27 protein-coding genes and 1 other RNA gene are annotated in these 25,129 nt (G+C 45.4%); 10 read left to right on the top strand and 18 right to left on the bottom strand.

Features of this window, described 5'->3' with window-relative positions; genetic code table 11:
- Positions 1-48: 48 nt before the first annotated feature.
- The 8 genes from ruvX to metK all read right to left on the bottom strand — a co-directional run bounded on the left by ruvX (position 49) and on the right by metK (position 6,707).
- Positions 49-474, bottom strand: a complete 426-nt coding sequence (gene ruvX / locus ABMY42_RS24800) for a Holliday junction resolvase RuvX (RefSeq protein WP_005449738.1) — start codon at positions 472-474, stop codon at positions 49-51.
- Positions 475-523: 49 nt separating this feature from the next.
- Positions 524-1,087, bottom strand: coding sequence for a YqgE/AlgH family protein (locus ABMY42_RS24795; RefSeq protein ID WP_005449740.1), 564 nt, complete (start codon positions 1,085-1,087; stop codon positions 524-526).
- 129 nt (positions 1,088-1,216) lie between these two features.
- Complete coding sequence (gene gshB / locus ABMY42_RS24790; RefSeq protein ID WP_005449741.1) at positions 1,217-2,167, bottom strand: glutathione synthase; 951 nt, start codon at positions 2,165-2,167, stop codon at positions 1,217-1,219.
- Between the two features lie 14 nt (positions 2,168-2,181).
- Entirely contained in the window at positions 2,182-2,913 is a 732-nt protein-coding gene (rsmE, locus tag ABMY42_RS24785; protein ID WP_069687480.1) for a 16S rRNA (uracil(1498)-N(3))-methyltransferase, read from the bottom strand.
- A 146-nt stretch (positions 2,914-3,059) separates the two neighbouring features.
- Entirely contained in the window at positions 3,060-3,755 is a 696-nt protein-coding gene (endA, locus tag ABMY42_RS24780) for a deoxyribonuclease I (protein ID WP_005449743.1), read from the bottom strand.
- 151 nt (positions 3,756-3,906) lie between these two features.
- Positions 3,907-4,404: a SprT family zinc-dependent metalloprotease gene (locus ABMY42_RS24775; protein WP_009697583.1), complete on the bottom strand. Its 498-nt coding sequence runs from the start codon at positions 4,402-4,404 to the stop codon at positions 3,907-3,909.
- A gap of 67 nt (positions 4,405-4,471) precedes the next feature.
- Positions 4,472-5,269, bottom strand: a complete 798-nt coding sequence (locus tag ABMY42_RS24770; RefSeq protein WP_005449746.1) for a DUF2189 domain-containing protein — start codon at positions 5,267-5,269, stop codon at positions 4,472-4,474.
- 283 nt (positions 5,270-5,552) lie between these two features.
- Positions 5,553-6,707, bottom strand: coding sequence for a methionine adenosyltransferase (gene metK, locus ABMY42_RS24765; protein ID WP_005449748.1), 1,155 nt, complete (start codon positions 6,705-6,707; stop codon positions 5,553-5,555).
- 369 nt (positions 6,708-7,076) lie between these two features.
- Between metK and tkt the strand changes: the two genes are divergently transcribed.
- Positions 7,077-9,086, top strand: coding sequence for a transketolase (tkt, locus tag ABMY42_RS24760; protein WP_047512970.1), 2,010 nt, complete (start codon positions 7,077-7,079; stop codon positions 9,084-9,086).
- A 50-nt stretch (positions 9,087-9,136) separates the two neighbouring features.
- On the opposite strand, the gene ABMY42_RS24755 is transcribed toward tkt, so the two are convergent.
- Positions 9,137-9,373, bottom strand: a complete 237-nt coding sequence (locus ABMY42_RS24755) for a hypothetical protein (protein WP_005449753.1) — start codon at positions 9,371-9,373, stop codon at positions 9,137-9,139.
- A gap of 199 nt (positions 9,374-9,572) precedes the next feature.
- Between ABMY42_RS24755 and epd the strand changes: the two genes are divergently transcribed.
- From epd to mscS, 4 genes are all read left to right on the top strand, one after another.
- Positions 9,573-10,610: an erythrose-4-phosphate dehydrogenase gene (epd, locus tag ABMY42_RS24750; RefSeq protein ID WP_009698787.1), complete on the top strand. Its 1,038-nt coding sequence runs from the start codon at positions 9,573-9,575 to the stop codon at positions 10,608-10,610.
- 153 nt (positions 10,611-10,763) lie between these two features.
- On the top strand, positions 10,764-11,924 hold the full coding sequence (locus tag ABMY42_RS24745) for a phosphoglycerate kinase (RefSeq protein WP_349266895.1): 1,161 nt from the start codon (positions 10,764-10,766) through the stop codon (positions 11,922-11,924).
- 155 nt (positions 11,925-12,079) lie between these two features.
- Positions 12,080-13,156, top strand: a complete 1,077-nt coding sequence (gene fbaA / locus ABMY42_RS24740) for a class II fructose-bisphosphate aldolase (protein ID WP_005449757.1) — start codon at positions 12,080-12,082, stop codon at positions 13,154-13,156.
- A gap of 456 nt (positions 13,157-13,612) precedes the next feature.
- Positions 13,613-14,479, top strand: coding sequence for a small-conductance mechanosensitive channel MscS (mscS, locus tag ABMY42_RS24735; RefSeq protein ID WP_005436480.1), 867 nt, complete (start codon positions 13,613-13,615; stop codon positions 14,477-14,479).
- Positions 14,480-14,541: 62 nt separating this feature from the next.
- Here mscS and ABMY42_RS24730 read toward each other — a convergent pair whose 3' ends face one another.
- Both ABMY42_RS24730 and ABMY42_RS24725 read right to left on the bottom strand, forming a co-directional pair.
- Positions 14,542-15,024 carry a YbaK/EbsC family protein gene (locus ABMY42_RS24730; protein WP_009698786.1) on the bottom strand — a complete coding sequence of 161 codons (483 nt, stop codon included), beginning with the start codon at positions 15,022-15,024 and terminating at the stop codon, positions 14,542-14,544.
- 24 nt (positions 15,025-15,048) lie between these two features.
- The gene (locus ABMY42_RS24725; protein ID WP_005449759.1) at positions 15,049-15,678 is read right to left on the bottom strand and encodes a LysE/ArgO family amino acid transporter; all 630 of its coding nucleotides are present in this window, start codon (positions 15,676-15,678) and stop codon (positions 15,049-15,051) included.
- A gap of 141 nt (positions 15,679-15,819) precedes the next feature.
- Between ABMY42_RS24725 and ABMY42_RS24720 the strand changes: the two genes are divergently transcribed.
- On the top strand, positions 15,820-16,716 hold the full coding sequence (locus ABMY42_RS24720; protein WP_005449760.1) for a LysR family transcriptional regulator ArgP: 897 nt from the start codon (positions 15,820-15,822) through the stop codon (positions 16,714-16,716).
- Between the two features lie 254 nt (positions 16,717-16,970).
- Positions 16,971-17,666, top strand: coding sequence for an oxidative stress defense protein (locus tag ABMY42_RS24715; protein WP_009698785.1), 696 nt, complete (start codon positions 16,971-16,973; stop codon positions 17,664-17,666).
- A 73-nt stretch (positions 17,667-17,739) separates the two neighbouring features.
- Here ABMY42_RS24715 and serA read toward each other — a convergent pair whose 3' ends face one another.
- The 5 genes from serA to zapA form a co-directional block, all read right to left on the bottom strand.
- A complete protein-coding gene (gene serA / locus ABMY42_RS24710; protein ID WP_005449764.1) occupies positions 17,740-18,969 on the bottom strand; it encodes a phosphoglycerate dehydrogenase in 1,230 nt (409 codons plus the stop codon).
- Between the two features lie 259 nt (positions 18,970-19,228).
- Positions 19,229-19,885, bottom strand: a complete 657-nt coding sequence (gene rpiA / locus ABMY42_RS24705; RefSeq protein ID WP_038898667.1) for a ribose-5-phosphate isomerase RpiA — start codon at positions 19,883-19,885, stop codon at positions 19,229-19,231.
- Positions 19,886-19,943: 58 nt separating this feature from the next.
- Positions 19,944-20,537: a 5-formyltetrahydrofolate cyclo-ligase gene (locus ABMY42_RS24700; protein ID WP_005449765.1), complete on the bottom strand. Its 594-nt coding sequence runs from the start codon at positions 20,535-20,537 to the stop codon at positions 19,944-19,946.
- Between the two features lie 5 nt (positions 20,538-20,542).
- Positions 20,543-20,727, bottom strand: a non-coding RNA gene (ssrS, locus tag ABMY42_RS24695) — 6S RNA.
- A gap of 14 nt (positions 20,728-20,741) precedes the next feature.
- The gene (zapA, locus tag ABMY42_RS24690; protein ID WP_005449766.1) at positions 20,742-21,044 is read right to left on the bottom strand and encodes a cell division protein ZapA; all 303 of its coding nucleotides are present in this window, start codon (positions 21,042-21,044) and stop codon (positions 20,742-20,744) included.
- A 250-nt stretch (positions 21,045-21,294) separates the two neighbouring features.
- Between zapA and ABMY42_RS24685 the strand changes: the two genes are divergently transcribed.
- From ABMY42_RS24685 to ABMY42_RS24675, 3 genes are read left to right on the top strand one after another with little or no spacing between them, the layout of a single operon-like run.
- Entirely contained in the window at positions 21,295-21,873 is a 579-nt protein-coding gene (locus tag ABMY42_RS24685; RefSeq protein WP_009699857.1) for a YecA family protein, read from the top strand.
- Positions 21,874-21,913: 40 nt separating this feature from the next.
- A complete protein-coding gene (gene ubiH / locus ABMY42_RS24680) occupies positions 21,914-23,092 on the top strand; it encodes a 2-octaprenyl-6-methoxyphenyl hydroxylase (RefSeq protein ID WP_005449769.1) in 1,179 nt (392 codons plus the stop codon).
- A 27-nt stretch (positions 23,093-23,119) separates the two neighbouring features.
- A complete protein-coding gene (locus tag ABMY42_RS24675; protein WP_017817662.1) occupies positions 23,120-24,328 on the top strand; it encodes an FAD-dependent 2-octaprenylphenol hydroxylase in 1,209 nt (402 codons plus the stop codon).
- 78 nt (positions 24,329-24,406) lie between these two features.
- On the opposite strand, the gene ABMY42_RS24670 is transcribed toward ABMY42_RS24675, so the two are convergent.
- Both ABMY42_RS24670 and ABMY42_RS24665 read right to left on the bottom strand, forming a co-directional pair.
- Positions 24,407-24,613 (bottom strand): DUF1107 domain-containing protein, encoded by a 207-nt coding sequence (locus ABMY42_RS24670; RefSeq protein ID WP_005449772.1) that lies wholly within the window; start codon positions 24,611-24,613, stop codon positions 24,407-24,409.
- Positions 24,614-25,011: 398 nt separating this feature from the next.
- On the bottom strand, positions 25,012-25,129 hold a 118-nt coding region (locus ABMY42_RS24665), incomplete at its 5' end, for a transposase (protein ID WP_131169860.1).

Below are 25,129 nucleotides of genomic sequence, written 5' to 3'. Positions count from 1 at the left end.
AACGAAAAAGGTTGGCGAAACCAACCTTTTTCATTGTGCTTGAAGTGTTTACTCACCCCAAAGGTTTTCAAACCAACTCTCAAGAATCACGACCGCTGATTGGCAGTCGATATTGCCTTTCGACAGCGCTTTGTAGCCACCCATACTGAACAACTCTGCGCGTGCTTCTGCTGTTGATAGGCGTTCATCATGCAATTCAACGGGTAAGCCGTAACGACCGTGCAGGCGATTGGCGAACTTCTTCGCTCGTGGCGTGATGGTTTCTAAGTCTTTACCGTGCAAGTCTGTTGGCAAACCCACCACCAATAGGTCTGGTTGCCACTCTTTAATTTGTTTCTCGATGTCGTCCCAGTTTGGAATGCCGTCATTCGCTTTGAATGCTTTAAGTGGGGAAGCCGTGCCGGTGATTTCTTGCCCGATAGCACTACCAATGCTCTTGGTACCGAAATCGAAGGCCATGATTGTGCGTGACATAATGTGTCTCGAATCTAACTAAATAAAATAGGTTGAGTGTGGAAGCGCGTTAAGCGTGCCCTGCATCCGAAGATAGCTGGCTTGGATCGATACCTAATTTCTCGACTGCTTTTTTCCAACGATCGATAATTGGAGTATCGAAAATGATCTCTGGCGTCGCTTCGATGGTCAGCCAAGAATTCTCTGCCAACTCAGTTTCTAATTGACCTGCACTCCAGCCGGAATATCCAAGTGCCACTAAATAGTCGCTTGGTTCCGCTTCTGTACCAAGTACTGACAAGATGTCTTTAGACGTGGTAACTGCCAGTTCGTCAGTCATTTGAATGCTTGATTCGTAGTAGTCTTTTGGTTTGTGCAAGATAAAACCACGATCTTCAGAAACAGGACCGCCGTTGTACACTGGTCTATCTAAGCTTGCTTCAAACAGGCGAGGGTGCACAGGTTGCACTTCGACTTGATTGAGCATACTACCAACCGTGATATCGACAGGTGCGTTGATCATCAACCCCATAGCGCCTTCTTCGTTGTGTTCACAGACGTAGATAACGCTATTCTGGAAGTAGGGATCTTTCATTCCCGGCATGGCAACTAAGAAATGGTTTGTGAGGTTCATTCTCATCTCGACCTTATAAGGCTATTAAAAATACTTAAGCAAACCCCATGTTTTCACCTGTACGGGTATGTGCATGAGTTTGCTTAAGTTAATCCACAACGCTCTTATTTAACTGTAATACAGTTTGAGTTATTCGCCTTTCACTCGGCGCTCAATCGCGTCCATTAGCTTGCCTGTGATTGAAATATCAAAAGCCGCTTCAATTTCACGAATACAGGTTGGGCTCGTTACGTTGATTTCCGTTAGCTTGTCGCCAATCACATCAAGACCCACAAAGATAAGACCTTTTTCTTTTAGGGTCGGTGCAACCGCTTGAGCGATCTTCATATCAGTTTCGCTAAGTGGGCGAGCTTCACCTGTGCCGCCTGCCGCTAGGTTACCACGTGTTTCACCTTTTGCAGGGATACGAGCAAGGCAGTAAGGCATTGGCTCACCATCAACCACTAGGATGCGCTTGTCACCATTGCTGATATCTGGCACGAAGGTTTGCGCCATCGCGTAGTTTTGACCATGGTTTGTTAGTGTCTCGATGATAACTGATACGTTTGGATCGTTCTCTTTCACGCGGAAGATAGATGCGCCGCCCATGCCATCAAGTGGTTTTAGGATCACATCACCGTGTTCTTCACGGAAGGCTTTAATCTTCTCAGCTTTACGCGTCACAATAGTGGTTGGTGTTAGCTCTGGGAACCAAGCTGTGAACAGTTTCTCGTTACAGTCACGTAGGCTTTGTGGCTTGTTAACGATCAGTGCGCCTTGCTCTTCAGCGCGCTCAAGGATGTAAGTTGCGTAGATGTACTCTGTGTCGAACGGAGGATCCTTACGCATTAGCACAGCATCAAGTTCAGACAGTTCAATGGTCTGCTCTGATTTGAATTCGTACCAACCCGTTGGATCTTCTTTTAACTCAACCACTTTGGTGTCTGCGATTGCTTTACCTTGGTCTAGGTGCAGATCATTCATTTCCATGTAGTGGATTTCGTAGCCGCGGCGTTGCGCTTCAAGCATCATGGCAAAGCTAGAGTCTTTCTTGATGTTAATGGACGAGATTGGGTCCATTACGATACCGAGTTTGATCATTATTTTTCTCCGTTTTAACCAAGATCGCCGAAACGAACTTGTAAGGCTGTAATTGCTGTCAGAGCCGCTGTTTCGGTACGCAGAACACGAGGGCCGAGTAGCGTCTCTTCAAATTGATATTCGCGAGTCATGTCGATCTCGTCAGAAGATAGACCGCCTTCAGGACCAATTAATAGACGAACTTTTTCAACAGGTATTGGCAAGGTGTTGATTGAGTACTTCGCACGTGGATGCAGGTTAAGCTTCAAGCCGTCGTACTCTTCTTGGCACCACTCTTCTAAGCTCATGATAGGGCGAATTTCAGGTACTACGTTGCGACCGCACTGTTCACACGCACTGATCGCAATCTTCTGCCACTGAGCTAGCTTCTTCTCGAAACGTTTTTGGTCTAATTTCACGCCACAACGCTCAGAGATCAGCGGTGTAATTGTATTCACGCCAAGTTCTACTGATTTTTGGATGGTGAACTCCATCTTATCGCCACGCGAAATGACCTGACCAAGGTGAAGATCAAGCGGTGACTCAATGCTGCTTTCTACGCGTTCAGAGATCTCAACCATCACATTCTTTTTGCTGACTTCGCTGATGACAGCTGGGAATTCAGCACCGCTGCCGTCAAATAATAGGACTTCTTGACCTTCTTTCATGCGAAGCACACGACCAATGTGACCTGCTGCATCGTCGCTTAGAGCAATGATGCCAAGTTGTTGAATGGTTTCTGGATGATAAATTCGAGGGATACGCATAGTGTTTCGATTTCCTGCATACGCGAGTGTTTAGACACTAACATGGATGCTTTCTACCGAAAAAACAAGGGGCAAGAGGCGTTTCCATTCCAGTAAATGACAACGCCTCGAATAGTGGAGGTGTACTGCGGTAATTACGGGAAGAATTACAGTGCGCGACAAGCCTCTTGAACGAATGGGTTGTGGTTGCCTTGAATCTTAGCAATGCGTTCATCACGCTCACATTCCCATTTATCTACAGGGTAGGTTTTGTTCCAAGCACTCATCAATTGAGTCTGCTGCTTCGAAAGTTTAAAACCGTATTCTTTGCTCATGTACAGGTAAGTACGCGCAATTGAGCCGCGTGCGCGATCGGGTGGCATGACTTTACGCTGCTTAAAGTTCACTTGCATTTCACAACGACCGTAGCTGACGCCATCCATGCCATTCCACTGACTGAAGTTGTAGTTAGAGCGGTCACCGTTTACCTCTCCGATAGCCGGAGTTAGGTTGTGGAGATCGGCTTCCATAGATTTGAAGACTTTGTCGTTTCTTGTGCAGTTTTTGCGTCCACCATTTTGCCAACATTGACGCTGGTGGCCGAACTGCCATGCAGGAACCACGTGCTCCCACTCGATGCGAGATGCGCGTTTTTCTTGCTTGCGAACTTGATAGCCACAAGAAGAGAGATCCGGCACGCCCTTTTTGCCTTGCCATTTAATGTCACAACCACAGTAGAAGCTGGTTGGGTGATCGGCGTAGATTTTTACCGCTTCACGCTTAGCGGCGGAAAAAGAGCTTGGAGGCGCAGCAATCGCTGTACTAGAAAGCGCAAATAGGAATAGAGAGAACAGGTATTTCATGATTAAAGTCTTTATAAAGTATGACTTTATTCATTCTAACACGCATAAATTAGCTTTAGTGATGAGTAACCTGACAATAGTGAGTAAAAAGCAGCAATTTGAGTGCGTATGTCTCTATTTTTTGAAGGCTAAAGGAGGAAAAGGATGGGCGTTACGAGAGCTGAATACCAGTAAAGTTCAGCGGTTGGCGACATTTTTGGCAAGAATACATCGCTTCTTTGCGCTGCACTTTGTTGTGACGACGAATTGAAAGTGGGTAAGTCATACAAGCACAGCGGTATTCAAAAGTTTTACCTTGTACAGAAGCCACATCAAAGCTGTGAGTGGTTTTAGCTGGAACTTTAAATACCGCTTCCATCACGCCTTGCCACTCTTTTCCGTGAGGTCGAACGCGACCGTACACTTGATAAGTAATGAGATGCGCGACTTCATGTGGAATCACTTCTTCAAGAAAAGCTTGAGGATTTTCTTTAAAGAGCTTCGGATTCAATCTAACTTCATTCGACTGCAAGTAGGCTTTGCCGGCTGCTTTACCACGAACATTGAAAGCCAGAGAAGGGATGATAAAAGAACGTTTGAATGCTTGCTCTGCCATCGCGATGCAATCTGCCATCACTTGTTTGGCTTTGTAGCTCAGTTCTATATCCACAACTCACTCCGTTTATTCAATAAAAAAGCCCCCGCGTTTGCGAGGGCTGGATCATAGCATCAGTTTTCTAAGGCGTGTGTTTTTTCTTAATTGTCGCGTGGTACGCATGCCATGTGCCGTAACCTAGGATTGGCATGGTGAAGAGCATACCAATACCGTACGTCGCGAAGCCGATTAAGATACCACCACAAATTATGGCTGCCCATACGATCATCGCAGGAATGTTGGATTTCACGGCGTTAAAGCTGGTGAAAACGGCAGTCATCATATCGACGCGACGTTCCATCATGAGTGGAATTGAGAAAGCTGAAATGCTAAATACCACGCAAGCCAAGACAAAACCTACTAGCGAACCAATAACTAAGAAAGGCAAGAACTCAGTCAGTGGAGCGCCTTGTACAGAAGGGTATAGAGCATGGAGCAGGGCAGCAATTCGCATCCAGAAAATCATACATACCGCGAGCATCACAGCAAATGCCCACTGAGAGCTAGAGTTGCGTCCAATGGCTTTCATTGAATGGAATAAGCTTGGTTTGTGTCCGCGTTCTCTCTCCCAACTTGCATCATATAAGCCGAGGGCTAAGAATGGCCCGATTAACATGTAAACAATCAGGCTTGGCATCACGACAAGATGCGTGCCTTGCCATTGAACCAGAAGCACGATACCAATCGCAGCTGCCATAAAGCAGATGCCGTAGAAGGCGCTGATGAGCGGCATGCGGACAAAGTCATGCAGACCCAACGCGAGCCAATGGAATGGTGCCGATAAGCTAACGGTATTGCACGGAATGGTTCTGGCGTATTCATTATCTGGAACTTCCTTTCGTTTACCTTGGAAGTCAGACGGGTTCACGGTACGAGGCATAACTCCTCCTTGATTTATTCCCACGGTGGCACCTAGGCCATATAAAGATGTTTGGCTGACGTTTTTCATGACTCTATTAGCCACGTGAGCCTGCATCATAGTTCTTTACGTTATATACATCGAAAAGTGCATTTAACATTATGTTAACTATTGGCAGAGATGGGGCAATTTACAAATAATTGCTGAATTTTTGTTCAAGAGAAGACATGAGAAGGAGAAGAAGGGGCAGAAACAAAAAGCCCCCGCCAGAGGCGAGGGCTTTATCGATTCTTGCGTGGCTCGATTACTTGATGCCTGCGAAATCGCGTAGGATAGCTGCTTTATCCGTTGCTTCCCATGGGAACTCTTCGCGACCGAAGTGACCGTATGCTGCCGTCTGCTTGTAGATAGGTTGAAGCAGGTTAAGCATTTCTTGTAGACCGTATGGACGTAGGTCGAAGTGTTGACGAACCGCTTCAATAATGATTTCGTGTGATACTTTCTCAGTACCGAACGTTTCAACCATGATAGACGTTGGATCAGCAACACCGATAGCGTATGAAAGTTGGATTTCACAACGGTCAGCCATGCCAGCTGCTACGATGTTTTTCGCTACGTAACGTGCTGCGTAAGCTGCGCTGCGGTCTACTTTCGATGGATCTTTACCAGAGAACGCACCACCACCGTGACGAGCTGCGCCGCCGTAAGTATCTACGATGATTTTACGACCAGTTAGACCACAGTCACCCATTGGGCCACCGATAACGAAACGACCGGTTGGGTTGATGAAGAAGTTCGTGTCTTTAGTGATCCACTCTGAAGGCAATACTGGCTTGATAATCTCTTCCATTACCGCTTCACGTAGGTCAGGTGTTGTTACTGAATCACAGTGTTGAGTTGAAAGAACAACAGCATCGATACCAACAATCTTACCTTGGTCGTATTGGAAAGTTACTTGAGATTTCGCATCTGGGCGAAGGAAATCTAGTTTACCGCTCTTACGAACTTCAGCTTGTTTTTGAACAAGGCGGTGAGAGTAAGTAATTGGAGCTGGCATTAGAATTTCAGTTTCGTTTGTAGCGTAACCAAACATGATGCCTTGGTCGCCTGCGCCTTGCTCTTTAGGGTCTGCTTTATCAACACCTTGGTTGATGTCTGGAGACTGCTTACCGATGGTGTTTAGAACCGCACACGAGTTCGCATCAAAGCCCATATCAGAGTGAACGTAACCAATTTCACGAACAGTTTCACGAGTGATTTCTTCGATATCAACCCATGCAGAAGTCGTTACTTCACCACCAACCATAACCATGCCGGTTTTAACGTAAGTCTCACAAGCAACACGTGCTTTCGGGTCTTGCTCAAGAATTGCATCAAGAACTGCGTCAGAGATTTGGTCTGCGATTTTATCTGGATGACCTTCTGATACCGACTCAGAAGTGAACAGGTGCTTAGCCATGATAGCTCCAATCTTAAGGTTTACTCATGGCTAACTAACGCAAGCTTGCCACGAAAAATACAATACAGTTTGTAGGTGTTTCTACATCTAGACGTCTATTTTAATTTCCCACAGTCGAATTACAAGCTCTTTTTCGATTTGAATTCGCCTAGCTTATTTCCCAATCGTTTGCTTTTGATGGGGTGAATTTCTAATAAATTACCTATTAAGTGCGAAAAGATTGAGTTAAAACCGCAAAAATGGTGAGTAAAACGTTTGCAGTCGGATTTTGGCTTTGAGAGAATGTTGTCCGCACTTTTTATGCCCAGTTTACTCGGTTAATGTGCCCACATTCCTTTATCAATTCGCTTAATGCACTCAGGAGCAGACATGTCTTCTCGTAACGTTCTTTCAAACAAAGAGCTCGCAAATGCAATCCGCGCTCTTAGCATGGATGGTGTTCAACAAGCTAACTCTGGCCACCCAGGCGCACCTATGGGTATGGCTGATATCGCTGAAGTTCTTTGGCGTTCTCACCTAAACCACAACCCAGCTAACCCAGAGTGGGCTGACCGCGACCGTTTCGTACTGTCTAACGGTCACGGCTCTATGCTGATTTACTCTCTACTGCACCTGAGCGGTTACGAGCTATCTATCGACGATCTTAAGAACTTCCGTCAGCTTCACTCTAAGACTCCTGGTCACCCAGAGTACGGCTACGCACCTGGTATCGAGACTACAACGGGTCCTCTAGGTCAAGGCATCACTAACGCTGTTGGTATGGCGATGGCTGAGAAAGCACTAGCGGCTCAGTTCAACAAAGAAGGCCACGACATCGTTGATCACTTCACTTACGTGTTTATGGGCGATGGCTGTCTGATGGAAGGTATCTCGCACGAGGCATGTTCTCTTGCTGGTACGCTAGGTCTTGGCAAACTGATCGCATTCTGGGATGACAACGGCATCTCTATCGATGGTCACGTTGAAGGTTGGTTCTCTGACGACACGCCTAAGCGTTTTGAATCTTACGGCTGGCACGTAATCCCTGCTGTAGATGGTCACGACTCTGAAGCGATCAACGCAGCAATCATCGCTGCGAAAGCAGATCCACGCCCTACACTTATCTGTACTAAAACTATCATCGGTTTTGGTTCACCAAACAAATCTGGTTCACACGACTGTCACGGTGCACCACTAGGTGCTGAAGAAATCGCAGCAGCGCGTGAATTCCTAGGTTGGGAACACCCAGCATTTGAAATCCCTGCGGACGTATACGCTGAGTGGGATGCTAAAGCGGCAGGTTCTGAGAAAGAAGCGGCTTGGAACGCGAAGTTCGAAGCATATGCAGCGGCTTACCCTGCAGAAGCAGCAGAGCTTAAGCGTCGTCTAAATGGCGAACTTCCTGCGCAGTGGGAAGAGAAAGCAAATCAAATCATTGCAGACCTTCAAGCAAACCCTGCGAACATCGCATCACGCAAAGCATCTCAAAACGCACTAGAAGCGTTTGGTCAAATGCTTCCAGAATTCATGGGCGGCTCTGCTGACCTAGCGCCTTCTAACCTAACTATGTGGTCTGGTTCTAAGTCTCTAGAAGCGAACGACTTCTCTGGTAACTACATCCACTACGGTGTACGTGAATTCGGTATGACAGCGATCATGAACGGTATCGCACTACACGGCGGTTTTGTTCCTTACGGTGCAACATTCCTAATGTTTATGGAATACGCTCGTAACGCTATGCGTATGGCTGCTCTGATGAAAGTTCAGAACATCCAAGTTTACACGCACGACTCTATCGGTCTTGGTGAAGATGGTCCAACTCACCAACCAGTTGAGCAAATCGCGTCTCTACGTCTGACTCCAAACATGAGCACATGGCGTCCATGTGACCAAGTTGAGTCTGCAGTTGCATGGAAACTGGCGATTGAACGTAAAGATGCACCATCTGCACTTATCTTCTCTCGTCAAAACCTTGCACAACAAGAGCGTACGGCTGAGCAAGTAGCGGACATCGCGAAAGGTGCTTACATCCTGAAAGACAGCGATGGCAAGCCTGAGCTAATCCTAATTGCAACTGGTTCTGAAGTTGAACTAGCAGTGAAAGCGGCTGAGCAACTAACCGCTGAAGGTAAGAAAGTGCGCGTTGTTTCAATGCCATCAACAGATGCATTCGACAAGCAAGACGCAGCTTACCGTGAATCAGTACTGCCATCTGACGTAACTGCACGTATCGCTGTAGAAGCGGGCATTGCAGACTTCTGGTACAAGTACGTTGGTTTCGACGGTCGTATCATCGGTATGACAACATTCGGTGAGTCTGCACCGGCTGACCAACTGTTCGAAATGTTTGGTTTCACTGTAGAAAACGTAGTGAACACAGCAAAAGAACTATTAGCGTAATTTAGCGCTAGAAATGAAAAACCGAGCATTAGTGCTCGGTTTTTTTGTGCCTATTCAAATTCGTTTCCCCAGTTATCCTTCTCTTTGTGTCCACATTCCTTACAAGTGACATAACGATCCATATCGTAATAGTGACCGCCGTTTATCAGGGTATGAGCCCAAAGTTTTAAGGTTCCAAGAATCGATTTATCCGTATCGTAACTGCTTGGTTTACGGACCAGCACCTCTGAGTGTGGTGTTTCTCTATTGCATCGCTTGCAAAAGTGAGCAGTGGGAAAACCTGACATACGCATTTCCTTTTGGTGGTCAAACAAGGAGTTAAAATGCCAAGCGAAACATGCGATGTCAGAAATCAATATATTAGTGAAATGAATATTTCGGGAAGTGAAAAGATAGTTTACCGCGAGGGAGATCACTTACTTAATGCGTTCAGTCTTCGTATCAGGTACTATCTGTGACACGAATTTTTGGTGAGGCGAAGGATAAATGCTAAAAGTTGCGATCAATGGATTTGGACGTATCGGTCGTAATGTACTGCGAGCAGTATACGAGAGCGGTAAGCACCAGCAGATCAAGGTTGTTGCAGTTAATGAACTGGCTCAACCAGAAGCGATGGCACATCTTCTTCAGTATGATACTAGTCATGGTCGTTTCGGAAAGAAAATCTCGCATGACCAAGAACACCTCTACGTTCACCACGACAGTGGCGAATACGATCCAATTAGAATCCTCCACCTTGCTGAAATCGAACTTTTGCCATGGCGTGACTTAGAAGTCGATATCGTACTGGATTGTACTGGCGTCTTCGGCTCACAAGCTGACGGACAAGCCCATATTGAAGCAGGGGCTCATAAAGTTCTGTTCTCACACCCTGGCGCAAGCGATCTCGATAACACCATTATCTATGGTGTGAACCACGAAACTCTCAAAGACGAACACCGCGTGGTGTCGAACGGCTCATGCACCACCAACTGTATTGTCCCTATCATCAAAGTTTTGGACGAGGCGTTCGGCATAGAGTCGGGTACTATCACAACGATTCACTCTTCAATGAACGATCAGCAGGTTATCGACGCTTATCACAATGATTTACGTCGCACTCGTGCTGCCAGTCAATCGATTATTCCGGTGGACACTAAGTTGCATAAAGGAATTGAAAGAATCTTCCCGAAATTTTCTAACAAATTTGAAGCAATTTCGGTTCGAGTTCCAACAGTTAACGTCACTGCGATGGATTTAAGTGTCACAATTAGTACAAATGTGAAAGTTAATGACGTAAATCAAACCATTGTTAACGCATCTCAGTGTACATTACGTGACATTGTTGACTATACTGAATCGCCACTCGTTTCCATCGACTTTAATCACGATCCCCATAGTGCAATTGTGGATGGAACTCAGACAAGAGTGAGTAACGGGCAACTCGTAAAAATGCTCGTTTGGTGCGATAACGAATGGGGCTTTGCTAACCGGATGCTGGATACCGCTTTAGCAATGCAAGCTTCTTCACAGGTGGAGCAATAAGAGTGAATAAGCGATGGAGAAAATTTTTATTTTAAGCCTTGAAATAAATCTGACGTATCTCCATATCAATAACCAGTTTGAAGAATTAACGGGCTTGGCAGGATTGCCGAGTTTTTAAAAACTTTAATTATTTAATATTTGAGAGGACACATCATGTCTGTAATCAAGATGACTGACCTGGATCTTGCAGGTAAACGTGTATTTATCCGTGCTGACCTAAACGTGCCAGTAAAAGACGGTAAAGTAACTTCAGATGCACGTATCATCGCATCTCTTCCAACTATCAAGCACTGTCTAGAAGCTGGTGCTAGAGTTATGGTTACTTCTCACCTAGGTCGCCCAACTGAAGGTGAATACGCTGAAGAGTTCTCTCTACAACCAGTAGTTAACTACCTAAACGACGCACTAGACTGCGAAGTTAAACTAGCGAAAGACTACCTAAACGGTCTAGAACTAAACGCTGGTGAACTAGTCGTTCTTGAAAACGTTCGCTTTAACAAAGGCGAGAAGAAAAACGAAGAAGAACTATCTAAGCAGTACGCTTCTCTATGTGACATCTTCGTAATGGACGCATTCGGTACAGCTCACCGTGCACAAGCATCTACTCACGGTGTTGGTATGCACGCAGACGTAGCATGTGCTGGTCCTCTACTAGCAAACGAACTAGAAGCACTAGGTAAAGCAATGGACAAGCCTGCTCGTCCAATGGTTGCTATCGTAGGTGGTTCAAAAGTTTCTACTAAGCTAACTGTTCTTGAGTCTCTATCTAAAATCGCTGACCAACTAGTTGTTGGCGGTGGTATTGCTAACACATTCATCGCAGCTGCTGGTCACAACGTTGGTAAGTCGCTATACGAAGCAGACCTAGTTGAAACAGCGAAGAAGCTAATGGACGAGTGTGCAATTCCAGTAGCAACTGACGTTGCATGTGCGAAAGCATTCGATGAGAACGCAGAAGCTGAAATCAAGCACGTTTCTGAAGTACAAGACGACGACATGATCTTCGACCTTGGTCCAGATTCAACTGCTGAACTAGCAGAAATCCTTAAGAACGCTAAGACTATCCTTTGGAACGGTCCAGTAGGCGTATTCGAATTCAAGAACTTCGAAGCAGGTACTAAAGGTATCTCTGAAGCTATCGCAGCTTCTGAAGGTTTCTCTGTTGCAGGTGGTGGTGACACGCTAGCAGCTATCGACAAGTTCGGTATCAAAGCTGACGTATCTTACATCTCTACTGGCGGCGGCGCTTTCCTTGAGTTTGTAGAAGGTAAAGTACTTCCAGCAGTTGAAATGCTAGAAGCACGCGCTAAGTAATAATCGCAAAGCGGGGGAGTCATCTCCCGCTTTCTTGTTTGCTGCAACGAGAGTGGAACTCTGCTAGAATAGCCTCAGTTGTGAGCAAACGTTTGCAAGATTTTTCAATTTAACAAGTTTTGTTTAAAAAACGACAGATAAATAGGATTACATCCATGTCTAAGATCTTCGACTTCGTAAAACCAGGTGTTATCTCTGGCGATGACGTTCAGAAAGTATTTGAAGTAGCAAAAGAAAACAAATTTGCTCTTCCTGCAGTAAACGTTGTTGGTACTGATTCTGTAAACGCAGTACTAGAAGCAGCTGCAAAAGTTAAAGCTCCAGTTGTTGTTCAGTTCTCTAACGGCGGTGCTGGTTTCTTCGCTGGTAAAGGCGTGAAACTTGAAGGTCAAGGTGCTCAAATCCTTGGTGCTGTAGCTGGTGCTAAATACGTTCACACTGTAGCTGAAGCTTACGGTGTGCCAGTAATCCTACACACTGACCACGCTGCTAAGAAACTTCTTCCATGGATCGACGGTCTACTAGACGCTGGTGAAGAGTTCTTCGCTCAAACTGGTAAACCTCTATTCTCTTCTCACATGCTAGACCTTTCTGAAGAGTCTCTAGAAGAAAACATCGAAACATGTGCTAAGTACCTAGAGCGCATGGCTAAGATGAACATGACAATCGAGATCGAACTTGGTTGTACTGGTGGTGAAGAAGATGGCGTTGATAACTCTCACATGGACGCATCTGAGCTATACACTTCTCCAGAAGACGTTGCTTACGCATACGAGAAACTAAGCGCTGTTTCACACCGCTTCACTATCGCAGCTTCTTTCGGTAACGTACACGGCGTTTACAAGCCAGGTAACGTTGTTCTAACTCCAACTATCCTACGTGACTCTCAAGCATACTGTGCAGAGAAGTTCGGTATCGCACCAAACGCTCTAAACTTCGTATTCCACGGTGGTTCTGGTTCTACTGAAGCAGAAATCCAAGAGTCTATCGGCTACGGTGTTATCAAAATGAACATCGATACTGATACACAGTGGGCAACTTGGGATGGTATCCGTCAGTACGAAGCTGACAACCACGATTACCTACAAGGTCAAATCGGTAACCCAACTGGCGAAGACGCTCCAAACAAGAAGTACTACGATCCACGCGTATGGCTACGTGCTGGTCAAGCTTCAATGGTCGCTCGCCTAGAGAAAGCATTTGCTGACCTAAACGCAGTAGACGTACTATAATTCGTCTCAACTGAGTTTCTAAAAACCCGCTCTTAGAGCGGGTTTTTTTATGTCTAAACAATGAGACAAATCCTATTCTTCCTCTGCGTGCAATTGATAACTTAGTCAGCTGCTATATGATCGCCTAACTTCATATCCCTTCATGTTGGTACAAATTTCGAAACTCAGCGCATTTCCGCATCAAGTGGCAGAAAACCAAGTAAAAAGTGTGGCGGAATGTAAATCCATTGCGTACTCTGTAACATGCCGGTATCAGAAAATTCTGATAAAGCTTTGTTTTGTAGGTCTTTGCTAAACTCTGACTTTGCAAAATTTCAGTTTTGAGATATTGTGCCAAAAATCTGACACTGTTCAGGAAAACAATAGGGATGTTGTTGTGAATAAGAACCTATAAAAAACAAGGTTCATAAATTAACGGCAATTAGATTTAATATCTTTATTTTGAGGATACGAATTATGGCAGGTGAATCGATGGGTATCGATACCTCTTTAACAGATGGTTTGAGCAAAGCTGAAACATGGCTAAATAACAACTCAGATCTTCTTATTCAATACGGTGTGAACATCATTTCTGCATTGCTGATCCTATTTATCGGTAACATTATCGTTAAAGCGGTAGCAAACAGCGTTTCAAAAGTGCTTGAAAAGAAAAAGATGGACAAAGCTGTTGTTGAATTCGTCAATGGTTTAGTTCGTTACCTTCTATTCGTTATCGTACTTATCGCGGCACTAGGTCGTGTCGGTGTTCAAACTGCATCTGTAGTTGCGGTAATCGGTGCGGCAGGTCTTGCTGTTGGTCTTGCTCTACAAGGTTCACTATCTAACTTCGCTGCGGGCGTACTGATTGTTGCATTCCGTCCATTCAAGTCTGGTGACTACGTAGAAATTGGCGGTGTAGCGGGTAGTGTTGAAGCAATTCAAATCTTCCAAACTGTACTAAAAACACCTGACAACAAAATGGTTGTTGTACCGAACTCATCAGTTATCGGTGGTGCAATCACTAACTACTCTCGCCACGCTACGCGTCGTGTAGACCTAGTTATCGGTGTTTCTTACAGCGCTGACCTTAAACAAACTAAGCAAGTTATCCGTGATGTGCTAGAAAAAGATGAGCGTATCCTTAAAGATCCAGCAATCCAAATTGGTGTGCTGGCTCTAGCTGACTCTTCAGTAAACTTTGTGGTTCGCCCATGGTGTAAAACAGCGGATTACTGGGACGTTTACTTCGATTCTACTCAAGCAATCAAAGAAGCGTTAGACGAAGCAGGCATCGAAATTCCATTCCCACAAATGGATGTTCACTTGAACAAAGTAGAAGCTTAATCACTTCGATTGAGAACATAAAAAGCGAGGCGTTTGCCTCGCTTTTTTTATCTCTAGCGCTTTTATATTTCTAATAAAGTATTACTGCCGGCTAGGAGTAGTCGCTTGAGTTCTTTGCCTGCAAAACCGAAAGTCGATTCGGGTAAACCCGGGGTATAGAGCAATTCTTCATGTTGATAAAGTGCAGTATCCACAATGATAGTGACATGCTCTGGTAACCCTATCGGACAAACCGCACCGGGTACGCAGCCTAGTTGTTCGATCATTTCATCATCACTACAAATTGAAGGTCGTTTGCCGGTAATGGTTTTGATTTGTTTAGAGTCTAAACGCGAGTCTTTGTCGGTCAAGTATATGGCGTAACCTAACCCTTTCAGTTTGAGAAAAAGGCTCTTGGTGTGAGTGCCTGTCCAGCCGAGTTCAGCGGCAACTTTGATATCGGTTTCAAAGTCGAGAATGGCTTCATGCTGCCATTCTCGAAAGGGGATGGAGAGCGCACTAAACCGCTCTCGATTGAGTTGGTAGATTTTCTGCAGTGACTCCATGTCGTATTTCTTTCCTATTTTTCTTTACCAGTATTTGGTGATTAGCTCATTTGCGAGAGCAAAAGCGATAGTAAACATCATAACGGCAACCGCAATATCGATGCCTTTTTTCACTTTTGGTTTTGAGAGCGTCGGACCTAATTTCGCCGCACCTAATGACAGCGTGTAGAACCACGCAAATGATGCCATGATGGTTCCCATTGCAAATGCGATGCGATCGTTGCCTTCGAACTGACCACCGATGGATCCCAAGATCACCACAGTATCCAAGTATAGGTGTGGGTTCAAAACGGTGACGGCAAGTGCGCCAAGAATTACAGTGCGACGACCGCGTGCGACCACTTCACTTTTTGACTCCGATGCATCAGATGGTTTGAATGCGCTCTTTAGTGACAGCAAACCGTAAACGCTCAAGAAAGCGATACCACCTAATGTCACCGATGTCAGTAGGATTTCATTTTGCGACAGGATCGCACCGCCACCGAAAATACCGAGCGAAATGAAGATCATATCTAGGATGCTACAGATAGTCGCAGTCGTCAGGTGATGTTGACGCTTAATACCTTGGTTAAGGACGTACGCATTCTGCGCACCGATTGGAATGATCATCGTCGCACCTAAACCGAATCCTTGTAATAACACCCAAAAGCTCACAACACACCTCAAAAATTAGCAATAGAACAACAGAGAAATGGAAGATAAAGCTTTTATTGAAATAAGTATAATTAATGATTTTAATATATTATTAGTGTTACTTATCTTGTGTGTTTGGCGTTTGTTAGGGAGGAAAAGCACGTGCGAGGATTGGATTATAAATGGATAGAAGCTTTAGATGCCGTCGTGCATCAAGGCAGTTTTGACCGAGCAGCAGAACACTTATTTGTTTCACAATCAGCTATTTCCCAGCGAATTAAACAGCTCGAAAAGTATCTTGCTCAACCTGTACTTATCCGTGAGCAACCACCAAAGCCGACACCGATTGGTAAGAAGTTACTTGGACTATATCGCCGCGTTAGACTTCTAGAGCATGAAATCCTCCCTGAACTGAAGAACGACACTACCACTCGCCCTGTACAACTCTCCTTGGCGACTAATGCAGATAGCCTCGCAACATGGTTGTTACCTGCGCTGCAGGATGTAATGAAGCATCGCCAAGTGGAGCTTAAGTTAACCATCTACGGTGAATCGCGCTCAATTGAAAAGCTAAGAAGTGGTGAGGTTGCAGGGGCTATCAGTTTGGAATCTCAAGCCATCCCGGGCTGTCGTGCAGACTATCTCGGTCGCATCGATTATGTCTGTGTCGCCAACCCAGAATTTTATCAACGCTATTTCTCTGAAGGGGTTAACAATCAAACACTCGCGAAAGCGCCGGCGGTGTCTTACGACCAATATGATGATCTGCATAAGAAGTTTTTGACTGAACATTTCAACGTAAGACCTGACAGTGTCATCCATCACAACATTAGTAGCTCAGAAGCTTTCCTCAAGATGGCGTTAGCAGGTGTGGCTTATTGTTTGATTCCTCGATTACAGATCACCGATGAATTAGAAAATGGTAAGTTGATTGATATTACGCCGGGTTTTTTGATGTCCTATCGAATTTACTGGCACCACTGGCAGCTAGAAACGGGGGTTCTTCAAGAAATCTCACAAGCGATTATTGGTTACGCTCAACAACATTTACCGCAATAAGTTCCCAGTTGGCTCGCGTTTTAAGTTGAAATCACTGCGAAGTAACACAGTCAAAGTTGTGTTAGAAGTCGCTTAGGGCGCTTGGATAATTGGCAGAAGTTTCTATGATGAGTCTATATACACTCCAGTTCATTGGCGTCTCTCCTCGTTGAAGCTAGGATACCAACTCAGTTGCTACAGTGTTCACCGAGTCTCTTGAGATGAAATCTGACACTGGAGTGACCTTAATCTTTCAAAACGGATGGATTTGTCGAATGAAACTGTCTTCATGTTTATTGGCGTCTGCATTAAGCCTTACCAGTATTTCTGTGTTTGCGAGCGATGTACCAAGTTTTGCCCATGTATCAACCACTGGTTACGGTGAGGTAGTTGCAACACCAGATATGGCTACTTTTTCTGTGAAGGTAGTTGATACGACAATGACAGCAGAGCAAGCGAAGCAATCGGTCGACAATACAGTTGATGCGTTTCTTAAGAGCCTTGCAGATGCAGGTTTATCAAAAGATAACATTACTAGCTCAAACTTATACTTGGCTCCACAATATCACTACCCAAAATCGGGCAAGGCGGAACTTGTGGGTTACCGTGCATCACGTAGCATTGACGTGACGGTCAATGATCTTGCGAACTTGAATGAGTACTTGGACATGGCGCTGAAAGCCGGCATCAACCAAGTCGACAATATTCAGTTAAAAGTGAGCAACCAGTCTGAATATCAGCAAAAGGCACGCATGGCAGCGATTAAAGACGCGCAGAGTAAAGCTGCCTCATTAGCGACCGGATTTGATAAGAAGTTAGGAGACGTTTGGCAGATCAACTATAACCAAATGCATGCTCGCCCGGTATTGATGCGTTCAATGGCAATGGATGCAAGAGAAAGTACAAACAGTTACCAAGACTCTACACTCGTGATTCGTGACCAAGTGGATGTGGTTTACAGGCTGAAATAATGCTTAAGTAAATACGGACGAATAAAACGAAAAAAGGCAGGGAATCCCTGCCTTTTGTGTTTGTTCAAATAGATTAGTGAAGGATACGAGCACGGATTGTGCCTTCGATGCCTTTTAGTTTCACTAGTGCTTCTTCTGCGCGAGAAGTCTCAACGTCGATAACTACGTAACCGATCTCAGCGGCAGTTTGTAGGTACTGACCTGCGATGTTGATGCCGTCTTCAGCAAAGATGGTGTTGATTTGCGTCAGGATACCAGGGCGGTTTTTGTGGATGTGTAATAGACGTGAACATTCACGATGCTCAGGCAATGATACCTCTGGGAAGTTCACACTTGATAAGGTTGAACCGTTGTCAGAGTATTTCGCTAGTTTACCAGCAACTTCAACACCAATGTTTTCTTGCGCTTCTTGCGTTGAACCACCGACGTGCGGAGTTAAGATTACGTTGTCGAACTTCTGCAGTGGAGACTCAAACGCATCGGCGTTAGTTTTCGGCTCTACAGGGAACACGTCAATCGCTGCTCCTGAGATATGACCAGATTCTAAGCTATGACATAGAGCAGGGATGTCTACCACGGTACCGCGCGCGGCGTTGATAAAGATAGCGCCCGGCTTCATGCGAGCAAACTCTTCTTCGCCCATCATGTTCTTGGTTTCTGGTGTTTCTGGTACATGTAGAGAAATCACGTCACACTTGTTCAAAAGCTCACTCATAGTGAACACTTGCGTAGCGTTACCTAGCGACAATTTGTTTTCAATGTCGTAGTAGTAAACGCGCATCCCCAAGTTTTCTGCAATGATACCCAACTGAGTACCGATGTGACCGTAACCGATGATGCCCAGACGCTTACCACGTGCTTCGTAAGAACTGTCTGCACTCTTCTTCCAAATACCACGGTGCGCTAGCGCGTTCTTTTCCGGAATACCACGAAGAAGGAGTAGGATCTGACCTAATACTAGTTCAGCAACACTGCGCGTGTTTGAGAATGGTGCATTAAAAACAGGAATACCACGGCTTGCTGCCGCGCCTAAATCAACTTGGTTGGTACCAATACAAAAACAGCCAATTGCAACTAGCTTGTTCGCTGCATTGATCACTTCTTCCGATAAGTTCGTTCGAGAACGGATACCGATGAAGTGCACGTCTTTTACTGCTTCAATCAGTTCTTCTTCCGGAAGGGAACCTTTGTGATATTCAATGTTGCTGTAGCCAGCTGCTTGAAGAACTTCAACTGAAGAAGGGTGGAGTCCCTCTAGCAAGAGGATCTTAATCTTTTCTTTTTCCAGTGAAACTTTGGCCATTTTTCTCGTCCTTAAAATGGAAAGGTGGGCTAATGTGGCGCACATAAAGCAAAACTATTAAAAAGGGGATAATTAACAGTTTTGTCGGAAGACAAACGTTTCCTTGTGCGTCTTCTGTTCAATAAAGTAACAAAAAATTTTTGCTTTGGGTAAGAAAATTACGGAATAAGGCATGCTTTTCTTAGAAAAAGGAAGAAAAAACGGCGCCCTAGGGCGCCGTCTGTAATGAAATAACAGAAAATTTAAATCATCTAATGATTTATTCTTCTATTTTCGCACCTTCTGGTGTGCCAGTGATAACCACGTCTGCACCGCGGTGAGCGAATAGACCCACAGTTACTACGCCTGCAATGGCGTTGATCTTGTCTTCAAGTTCTTTCGGGTTAGTGATTTGCATGTTGTGTACGTCTAGGATCACGTTGCCGTTGTCCGTTGTTACACCTTCACGGTATGCAGGGTCACCACCTAGTTTTACCAATTCACGAGCCACGTAAGAGCGTGCCATTGGGATAACTTCTACAGGAAGTGGGAACTGACCAAGTACGTCAACGGCTTTTGTGCCGTCAACGATACATACGAATTTTTCTGAAATAGCCGCAACGATCTTTTCACGAGTCAGTGCAGCACCGCCACCTTTGATCATTTCACGCGCTGCGTTGATTTCATCTGCACCATCAACGTAGATATCTAGCATTGCTACGTCGTTACACTCGTAAACCTCGATACCAAGCTCTTTTAGACGCTCAGTAGAAGCAACAGAGCTAGACACTGCGCCTTTGATATCATCTTTGATACTGCCTAGGGCATCGATGAAGTGATTCACGGTAGAGCCAGTACCAACACCGACAATGCTGCCTTTCTCAACATATTTAAGTGCTGCCCAACCAGCCGCTTTCTTCATTTCATCTTGAGTCATGCCAATCTCCTGAATAGATGTTCGTTAACGTTTGCGGCGTGATTATAGCGGTTAAGCGTTACTTTTCCCATTGCCAGATTTGGCTTGGAGTCACGATCTTAGGTAATGGAATATCCCAACTTTCGACGGGAAGATGCTCGACATGCTGACAATCATGGGCGATGCCGATAGGTTTTGCGCCTTCTCCAGTACTAAACCAACGTGAAAGCGTCCGGTCGTAGTAGCCTCCGCCCATTCCCAGGCGATGCCCAACACTGTCAAATCCGACTAGTGGCGTGCAAATGACATCAAGCTCACGAACTGGTTTGAGGAAGCGGATATCAAGCGCAGGTTCTAAGATTCCGTATTTGTTGTATATCAACTGTTCATCATCGATGTATTGCAAGAAGAGTAATTGACCTTTAGAGAAAGGATGAATGACGGGCAGGTAAATCGACTTACCTTGCTGCCATAGTGATTCAATCAGAGGTTTGGTGTCTAACTCGCCATCGGCAGACAAATAGATAGCAATGTGCTGTGCGCTTTTGATTTCCGGTAACTGCGAAAACTGGTGAACGAGATCGCGTCCAGCTTGAAACTGAGTATCGCTGCAAAGTGCGTTGCGTTTTTCGCGGATAAGTTTGCGGAATTCTTGTCGAGATAGGTCAGACATAGAGAGGATACCCCAGGGTGCCGTTGAGGATTGTGGCCCTTGAACCAGCTGGTTCAAGGCGGATCAGCAATGATAACCGTAGGCTTCTCGGTGCATGCCAAGCTTGCTCAATAGCTATCAAGTACTAACCCTTTGGTATTGCTTATCGGCTCAGGGACTTAAATCCAACTGACGCACACCCCAGGGTAAATTTGGTATCTACTGCTATCCTTGCTTCACTTTACTAAGCGCGCTTTCTAAAGACGCGGTGAGCTTTTCCATTCGCTCAGTAATTTCTTGTTGCTGACCGTTAGATTCGTATGATTTGGTATGCAATTCATAGCAAATGTTCAATGCAGCAAAGGTCAGTAGCTGAATTTCATTGGTTACCTTAGTACGCTCGCTCATCTCTTTCAATCGACGATCAAGATCTTTAGCCGCTGTAATTAGTGACTCTTCTTGCCCCGCAGGACAATTCACTCGTGTCATTTTGCCAAGGATTTCAACGTCGATCGCTTGATTGCTCATGATGAATAAACTCTATATTCGCGCTATCTAAGGCGTTGCGTTATACAACTACCGAGGAGGAAACTATAGGAAAACCGCTATTAAGATTCAAGCATTTCCCTTCACAGAAAGAAAAATGGTGAAGTGATCACACAGGAATTGGGCAAATTGCTCAAATGGTGTCCAAAATTGAATTTGATAGCCGTTTCAGCCGACTAGGCTTGATGGTAGGATATGTCGATACATTATTACGCAAGAATGAGCCAAGATTATGAGTGAAATCACCCTTCCTGAATACCAATCTATTGCTGCCGAATTGAAATCTGCAAGCCTTGCTGTGACACCAGCAGAGTTGCATGGTCTACTTGTTGGCATGCTCAGTGGTGGATTGGCGATTAACGACCAAACCTGGCAACCAATTCTGTTTGATTACACCAACGAAGGTATGGGCTGGCCATCAAGCGCATTAGCACTGGCACAAAGCGTGTTCCAAGTAACCGTTAACGAGCTAACTGGCACTTCTATGGAGTTGTCTTTGCTGCTTCCTGATGAAGCGGGTGAAGAAGGTTTGTTCGCACTAGCAGATGGTGTGTCTGATTTTGTGAACCACTTTATCTCAGGAATGGGTTTAGCGGGTATTGCGATTGATAAAGCGTCAGACGATGCAAAAGAAGCCTTAGCGGATCTAGAAGAAATTGCCAAACTGGGCATTGATGAAGATGATGATCTAGGCGAGCAAGCACTATTGTTAGAGCAAGTAATCGAACACGTTAAAGCCTGCGTATTAACTATTCATGCAGAGTTTGGTGCTCGTCCTGAAAGCAACGAAAACAAACCAACGATTCATTAATCACTTGTTTCCCATTATCGAATAGCTTCTAGAGGTTAGCATGAGGCAATATGACGTTGTAATTGCTGGTGGAGCCATGGCAGGTGCCACACTTGCGTTGGCAATCGACCGTTTATCTAAAGGCGCGCTGCAAATTGCGGTTGTTGAGCCTTTTAAAGCTCAATCGGATCAACATCCGGGCTTTGATTCGCGCTCGATTGCTTTGTCCTACGGTACCGTTAACATTCTGCGTCACTTGCAGTTGTGGTCTGCTATCGAGCCTTGTGCAACTCCAATTGAACATATTCATGTTTCTGACCGCTCTCATGCGGGCATGACTGAGATTACCAAGCACGAAGTTGGCGTTGAAGCCCTTGGCTACGTAGTGGAACTTGCCGATGTAGGTCGTGTCTACCAAGAGCTCTTGGATAAGAGCAAAGCAATCACTCTGTTTTGCCCTGATTCGGTTGCGAACATCGAGCGTGAGCAAGACAAAGCACACATTGAGTTGAGCAGCGGTGAGAAGCTGGAAGCTAAGTTGCTAGTGGCTGCTGATGGCGCTGTGTCGCAATGTTGCCAGCAAATCGGTTTAGAACTGTCTGAGCATGATTTCGACCAAGTGGCAGTGATCGCGAATATTGTGACGCAAGAGCCTCATCAAGGTCGCGCTTTTGAACGCTTTACAGAGAATGGTCCAGTCGCACTGTTGCCGATGAGTGATAACCGTATGTCGTTAGTATGGTGTCTGCGTCCTGAAGAAGCGCAAAGCGTCGTGAACTTGTCTGACGCAGAGTTTCTTGAGCGCTTGCAGAACGATTTTGGTTGGCGACTAGGTGCGATGCAGAAAGTCGGACAACGCGCGAGCTATCCGCTTCTTCTGCGTCATCGTAAGCAGAACATTTCGCACCGCTTTGCTATTGTCGGCAATGCTGCACAAACGCTTCACCCGATTGCTGGGCAAGGCTTCAACCTTGGTATTCGTGATGTGGCATCATTAGCGGAAGAGGTGGTTAAGCAAGCTGAAGATGCCGGTCGCTACCAAGGTTTGATGCGATTTAGCCAGCGCCGTGAAGATGATCGCAGCGAAACGATTTGGTTAACTAGCTCTCTCGTGCATATTTTCTCAAATGATTTACCGGCGATGCGAATTGGGCGTAACCTTGCTCTCGCAACGATGGATAACCTTTCTACTTTTAAGCAGCCGCTGCTACGCCATACACTTGGTCTAGTGAAACGATAAACGGCAACGAATTAGGTAACAAAAGCAATGATGCAAAGTGTAGATATCGCCATCATCGGTGGTGGAATGGTGGGTTTAGCATTAGCTGCCGCTTTTAAGGACAGTGACCTGCGAGTAGCCGTTATCGAAGGTGCAGTGCCAAACGACACCCTAAATGAACTGCCAGATGTACGTGTGTCGGCGTTGAGCCGTTCAAGTGAAACCATCCTTCGCAAGCTTGGTGCTTGGCAAGGTATCGAGCAGCGTCGCGCTTCACCATACCATGCGATGGAAGTGTGGGAGCAAGACAGCTTCGCGAATATCGCATTTGATGCGCAGAGCATGGCTCAACCGGATCTTGGTCATATCGTTGAAAACCGCGTAATTCAATTGGCGCTGCTAGAGCAAGTTCAAAAGCTCGATAACGTGACGCTGTTTATGCCTGCTCGTTGTGCAACGCTTGCGGTGGGTGAGCAAGAAAGCTGGCTAACGCTCGATAATGGTCAAGCTATGACAGCGAAGTTAGTGGTTGGCGCTGATGGTGCAAATTCTTGGCTGCGTAACCAAATGGATATCCCACTAACGCATTGGGATTACGGTCATAGCGCGCTTGTTGCGAACGTGAAAACCGCTGACCCACACAACAGTGTTGCGCGTCAGATCTTTACACCGCAAGGTCCATTAGCTTTCCTTCCAATGTCTGATCCTCACATGTGTTCGATTGTTTGGTCTACCGATCCAAATCGCGCAGAGCAACTGCTGGCGATGAACGAGCAAGAGTTTAATAAAGCACTGACTAGCGAATTCGATGCACGTTTAGGCATGTGTGAAGTAGTTGGCGAACGTGCAGCATTCCCACTTAAGATGCGTTATGCGCGTGACTTTGTGGTTGAACGCGTGGCGTTAGTTGGCGATGCTGCCCATACCATTCATCCGCTGGCAGGGCAGGGTGTGAATCTTGGTTTATTAGATGCAGCAAGCTTAGCGCAAGAAGTGTTGGCACTGTGGAAGCAAGGGCAAGACATTGGCACCAAACGTAATCTACGTGGTTACGAGCGTTGGCGTAAAGCCGAAGCGGCGAAGATGATAGCGGCAATGCAAGGCTTCCGTGATCTGTTCTCTGGTGAGAATCCTGCCAAGAAGTTGGTTCGTGGTATTGGTTTGAGCCTAGCAGGACAACTGCCGGGTGCGAAAGATGAAATCATGAAGCGTGCATTAGGTTTGAAAGGCAACCTGCCGGAACTAGCGCGTCAATAAATACGTTCTTCGCTTCGCAAACAAAAGATACAAAAAAGGCTGGTTAATCCAGCCTTTCTTTTTACATCGATGTTTAAGCTAAGCGTATGCGCATCTGAGCTTCATAATCTCTTGGTTAATCTCTTTTACTGCCTGAAAGTGACGTTTCTCAGCTTTCTCTGGCAACATCAATTTTCCGTTATCAAACTCGAACTTACCGACTCCGTAAATATAGATTCTTCCTTTAAAAAGACGACTTATGTGTTTAGCAATCATACCTGGTGTATAGCGCTTAAACAGTCTCATATTTACTCTTCCTTATCTCTTACCTAGCCCAGTTATTCTACGTTTTTCGCGTAAAAATTATTGTGACAGCAATAGTATTAAGTGCAGTTGAGGTACTTGGCTTTAGAGATTTGTGCTGCCTTAGACAAATTGACAGAGTCATATCTCAAATAGCGTGAGGATTACCTCAAAAAATCATTGTCGAAGGAACCAGTCCTTGAGCTCTCCTATTCTTACGTGGTGCATTAAGCAACAGTTTTGTTACAGAAATAAGAATAGAAGGAAAATGATTGTTTGCTAAATGTTTTTACTCAATGGGTTGCATTTTGTTCGTTTTGACGAGGTTGAAACCTCAAATGCATTGCTTTCATTGAGTTAGAGGAAGGAAAAGGAAAAAAGTTCCACGCAAAAAAAAAGGTTCATCGCGGCTTTCCGGGGAAAGCCGCTTTTATCTTTAAGAAGAAATAATCGGTATCTCGATAGCCATACCCCATCCGCTTGATTAACTTTATCTTGTTATTTATCCCTTCAAGCGTA

It is taken from the genome of Vibrio sp. SSH13-20, assembly GCF_040104475.1.
Classification (GTDB): domain Bacteria; phylum Pseudomonadota; class Gammaproteobacteria; order Enterobacterales; family Vibrionaceae; genus Vibrio; species Vibrio harveyi.
This window is presented reverse-complemented; position numbering and strand designations above follow the sequence as displayed.

Coding starts and splice junctions, on each gene's coding strand:
- ruvX (WP_005449738.1), bottom strand. CDS start 474: ATGTCACGCACAATCATGGCCTTCGATTTCGGTACCAAGAGCATTGGT.
- ABMY42_RS24795 (WP_005449740.1), bottom strand. CDS start 1,087: ATGAACCTCACAAACCATTTCTTAGTTGCCATGCCGGGAATGAAAGAT.
- gshB (WP_005449741.1), bottom strand. CDS start 2,167: ATGATCAAACTCGGTATCGTAATGGACCCAATCTCGTCCATTAACATC.
- rsmE (WP_069687480.1), bottom strand. CDS start 2,913: ATGCGTATCCCTCGAATTTATCATCCAGAAACCATTCAACAACTTGGC.
- endA (WP_005449743.1), bottom strand. CDS start 3,755: ATGAAATACCTGTTCTCTCTATTCCTATTTGCGCTTTCTAGTACAGCG.
- ABMY42_RS24770 (WP_005449746.1), bottom strand. CDS start 5,269: ATGCCTCGTACCGTGAACCCGTCTGACTTCCAAGGTAAACGAAAGGAA.
- metK (WP_005449748.1), bottom strand. CDS start 6,707: ATGGCTAAGCACCTGTTCACTTCTGAGTCGGTATCAGAAGGTCATCCA.
- tkt (WP_047512970.1), top strand. CDS start 7,077: ATGTCTTCTCGTAACGTTCTTTCAAACAAAGAGCTCGCAAATGCAATC.
- ABMY42_RS24755 (WP_005449753.1), bottom strand. CDS start 9,373: ATGTCAGGTTTTCCCACTGCTCACTTTTGCAAGCGATGCAATAGAGAA.
- epd (WP_009698787.1), top strand. CDS start 9,573: ATGCTAAAAGTTGCGATCAATGGATTTGGACGTATCGGTCGTAATGTA.
- ABMY42_RS24745 (WP_349266895.1), top strand. CDS start 10,764: ATGTCTGTAATCAAGATGACTGACCTGGATCTTGCAGGTAAACGTGTA.
- fbaA (WP_005449757.1), top strand. CDS start 12,080: ATGTCTAAGATCTTCGACTTCGTAAAACCAGGTGTTATCTCTGGCGAT.
- mscS (WP_005436480.1), top strand. CDS start 13,613: ATGGCAGGTGAATCGATGGGTATCGATACCTCTTTAACAGATGGTTTG.
- ABMY42_RS24730 (WP_009698786.1), bottom strand. CDS start 15,024: ATGGAGTCACTGCAGAAAATCTACCAACTCAATCGAGAGCGGTTTAGT.
- ABMY42_RS24715 (WP_009698785.1), top strand. CDS start 16,971: ATGAAACTGTCTTCATGTTTATTGGCGTCTGCATTAAGCCTTACCAGT.
- serA (WP_005449764.1), bottom strand. CDS start 18,969: ATGGCCAAAGTTTCACTGGAAAAAGAAAAGATTAAGATCCTCTTGCTA.
- rpiA (WP_038898667.1), bottom strand. CDS start 19,885: ATGACTCAAGATGAAATGAAGAAAGCGGCTGGTTGGGCAGCACTTAAA.
- ABMY42_RS24700 (WP_005449765.1), bottom strand. CDS start 20,537: ATGTCTGACCTATCTCGACAAGAATTCCGCAAACTTATCCGCGAAAAA.
- zapA (WP_005449766.1), bottom strand. CDS start 21,044: ATGAGCAATCAAGCGATCGACGTTGAAATCCTTGGCAAAATGACACGA.
- ABMY42_RS24685 (WP_009699857.1), top strand. CDS start 21,295: ATGAGTGAAATCACCCTTCCTGAATACCAATCTATTGCTGCCGAATTG.
- ubiH (WP_005449769.1), top strand. CDS start 21,914: ATGAGGCAATATGACGTTGTAATTGCTGGTGGAGCCATGGCAGGTGCC.
- ABMY42_RS24675 (WP_017817662.1), top strand. CDS start 23,120: ATGATGCAAAGTGTAGATATCGCCATCATCGGTGGTGGAATGGTGGGT.
- ABMY42_RS24670 (WP_005449772.1), bottom strand. CDS start 24,613: ATGAGACTGTTTAAGCGCTATACACCAGGTATGATTGCTAAACACATA.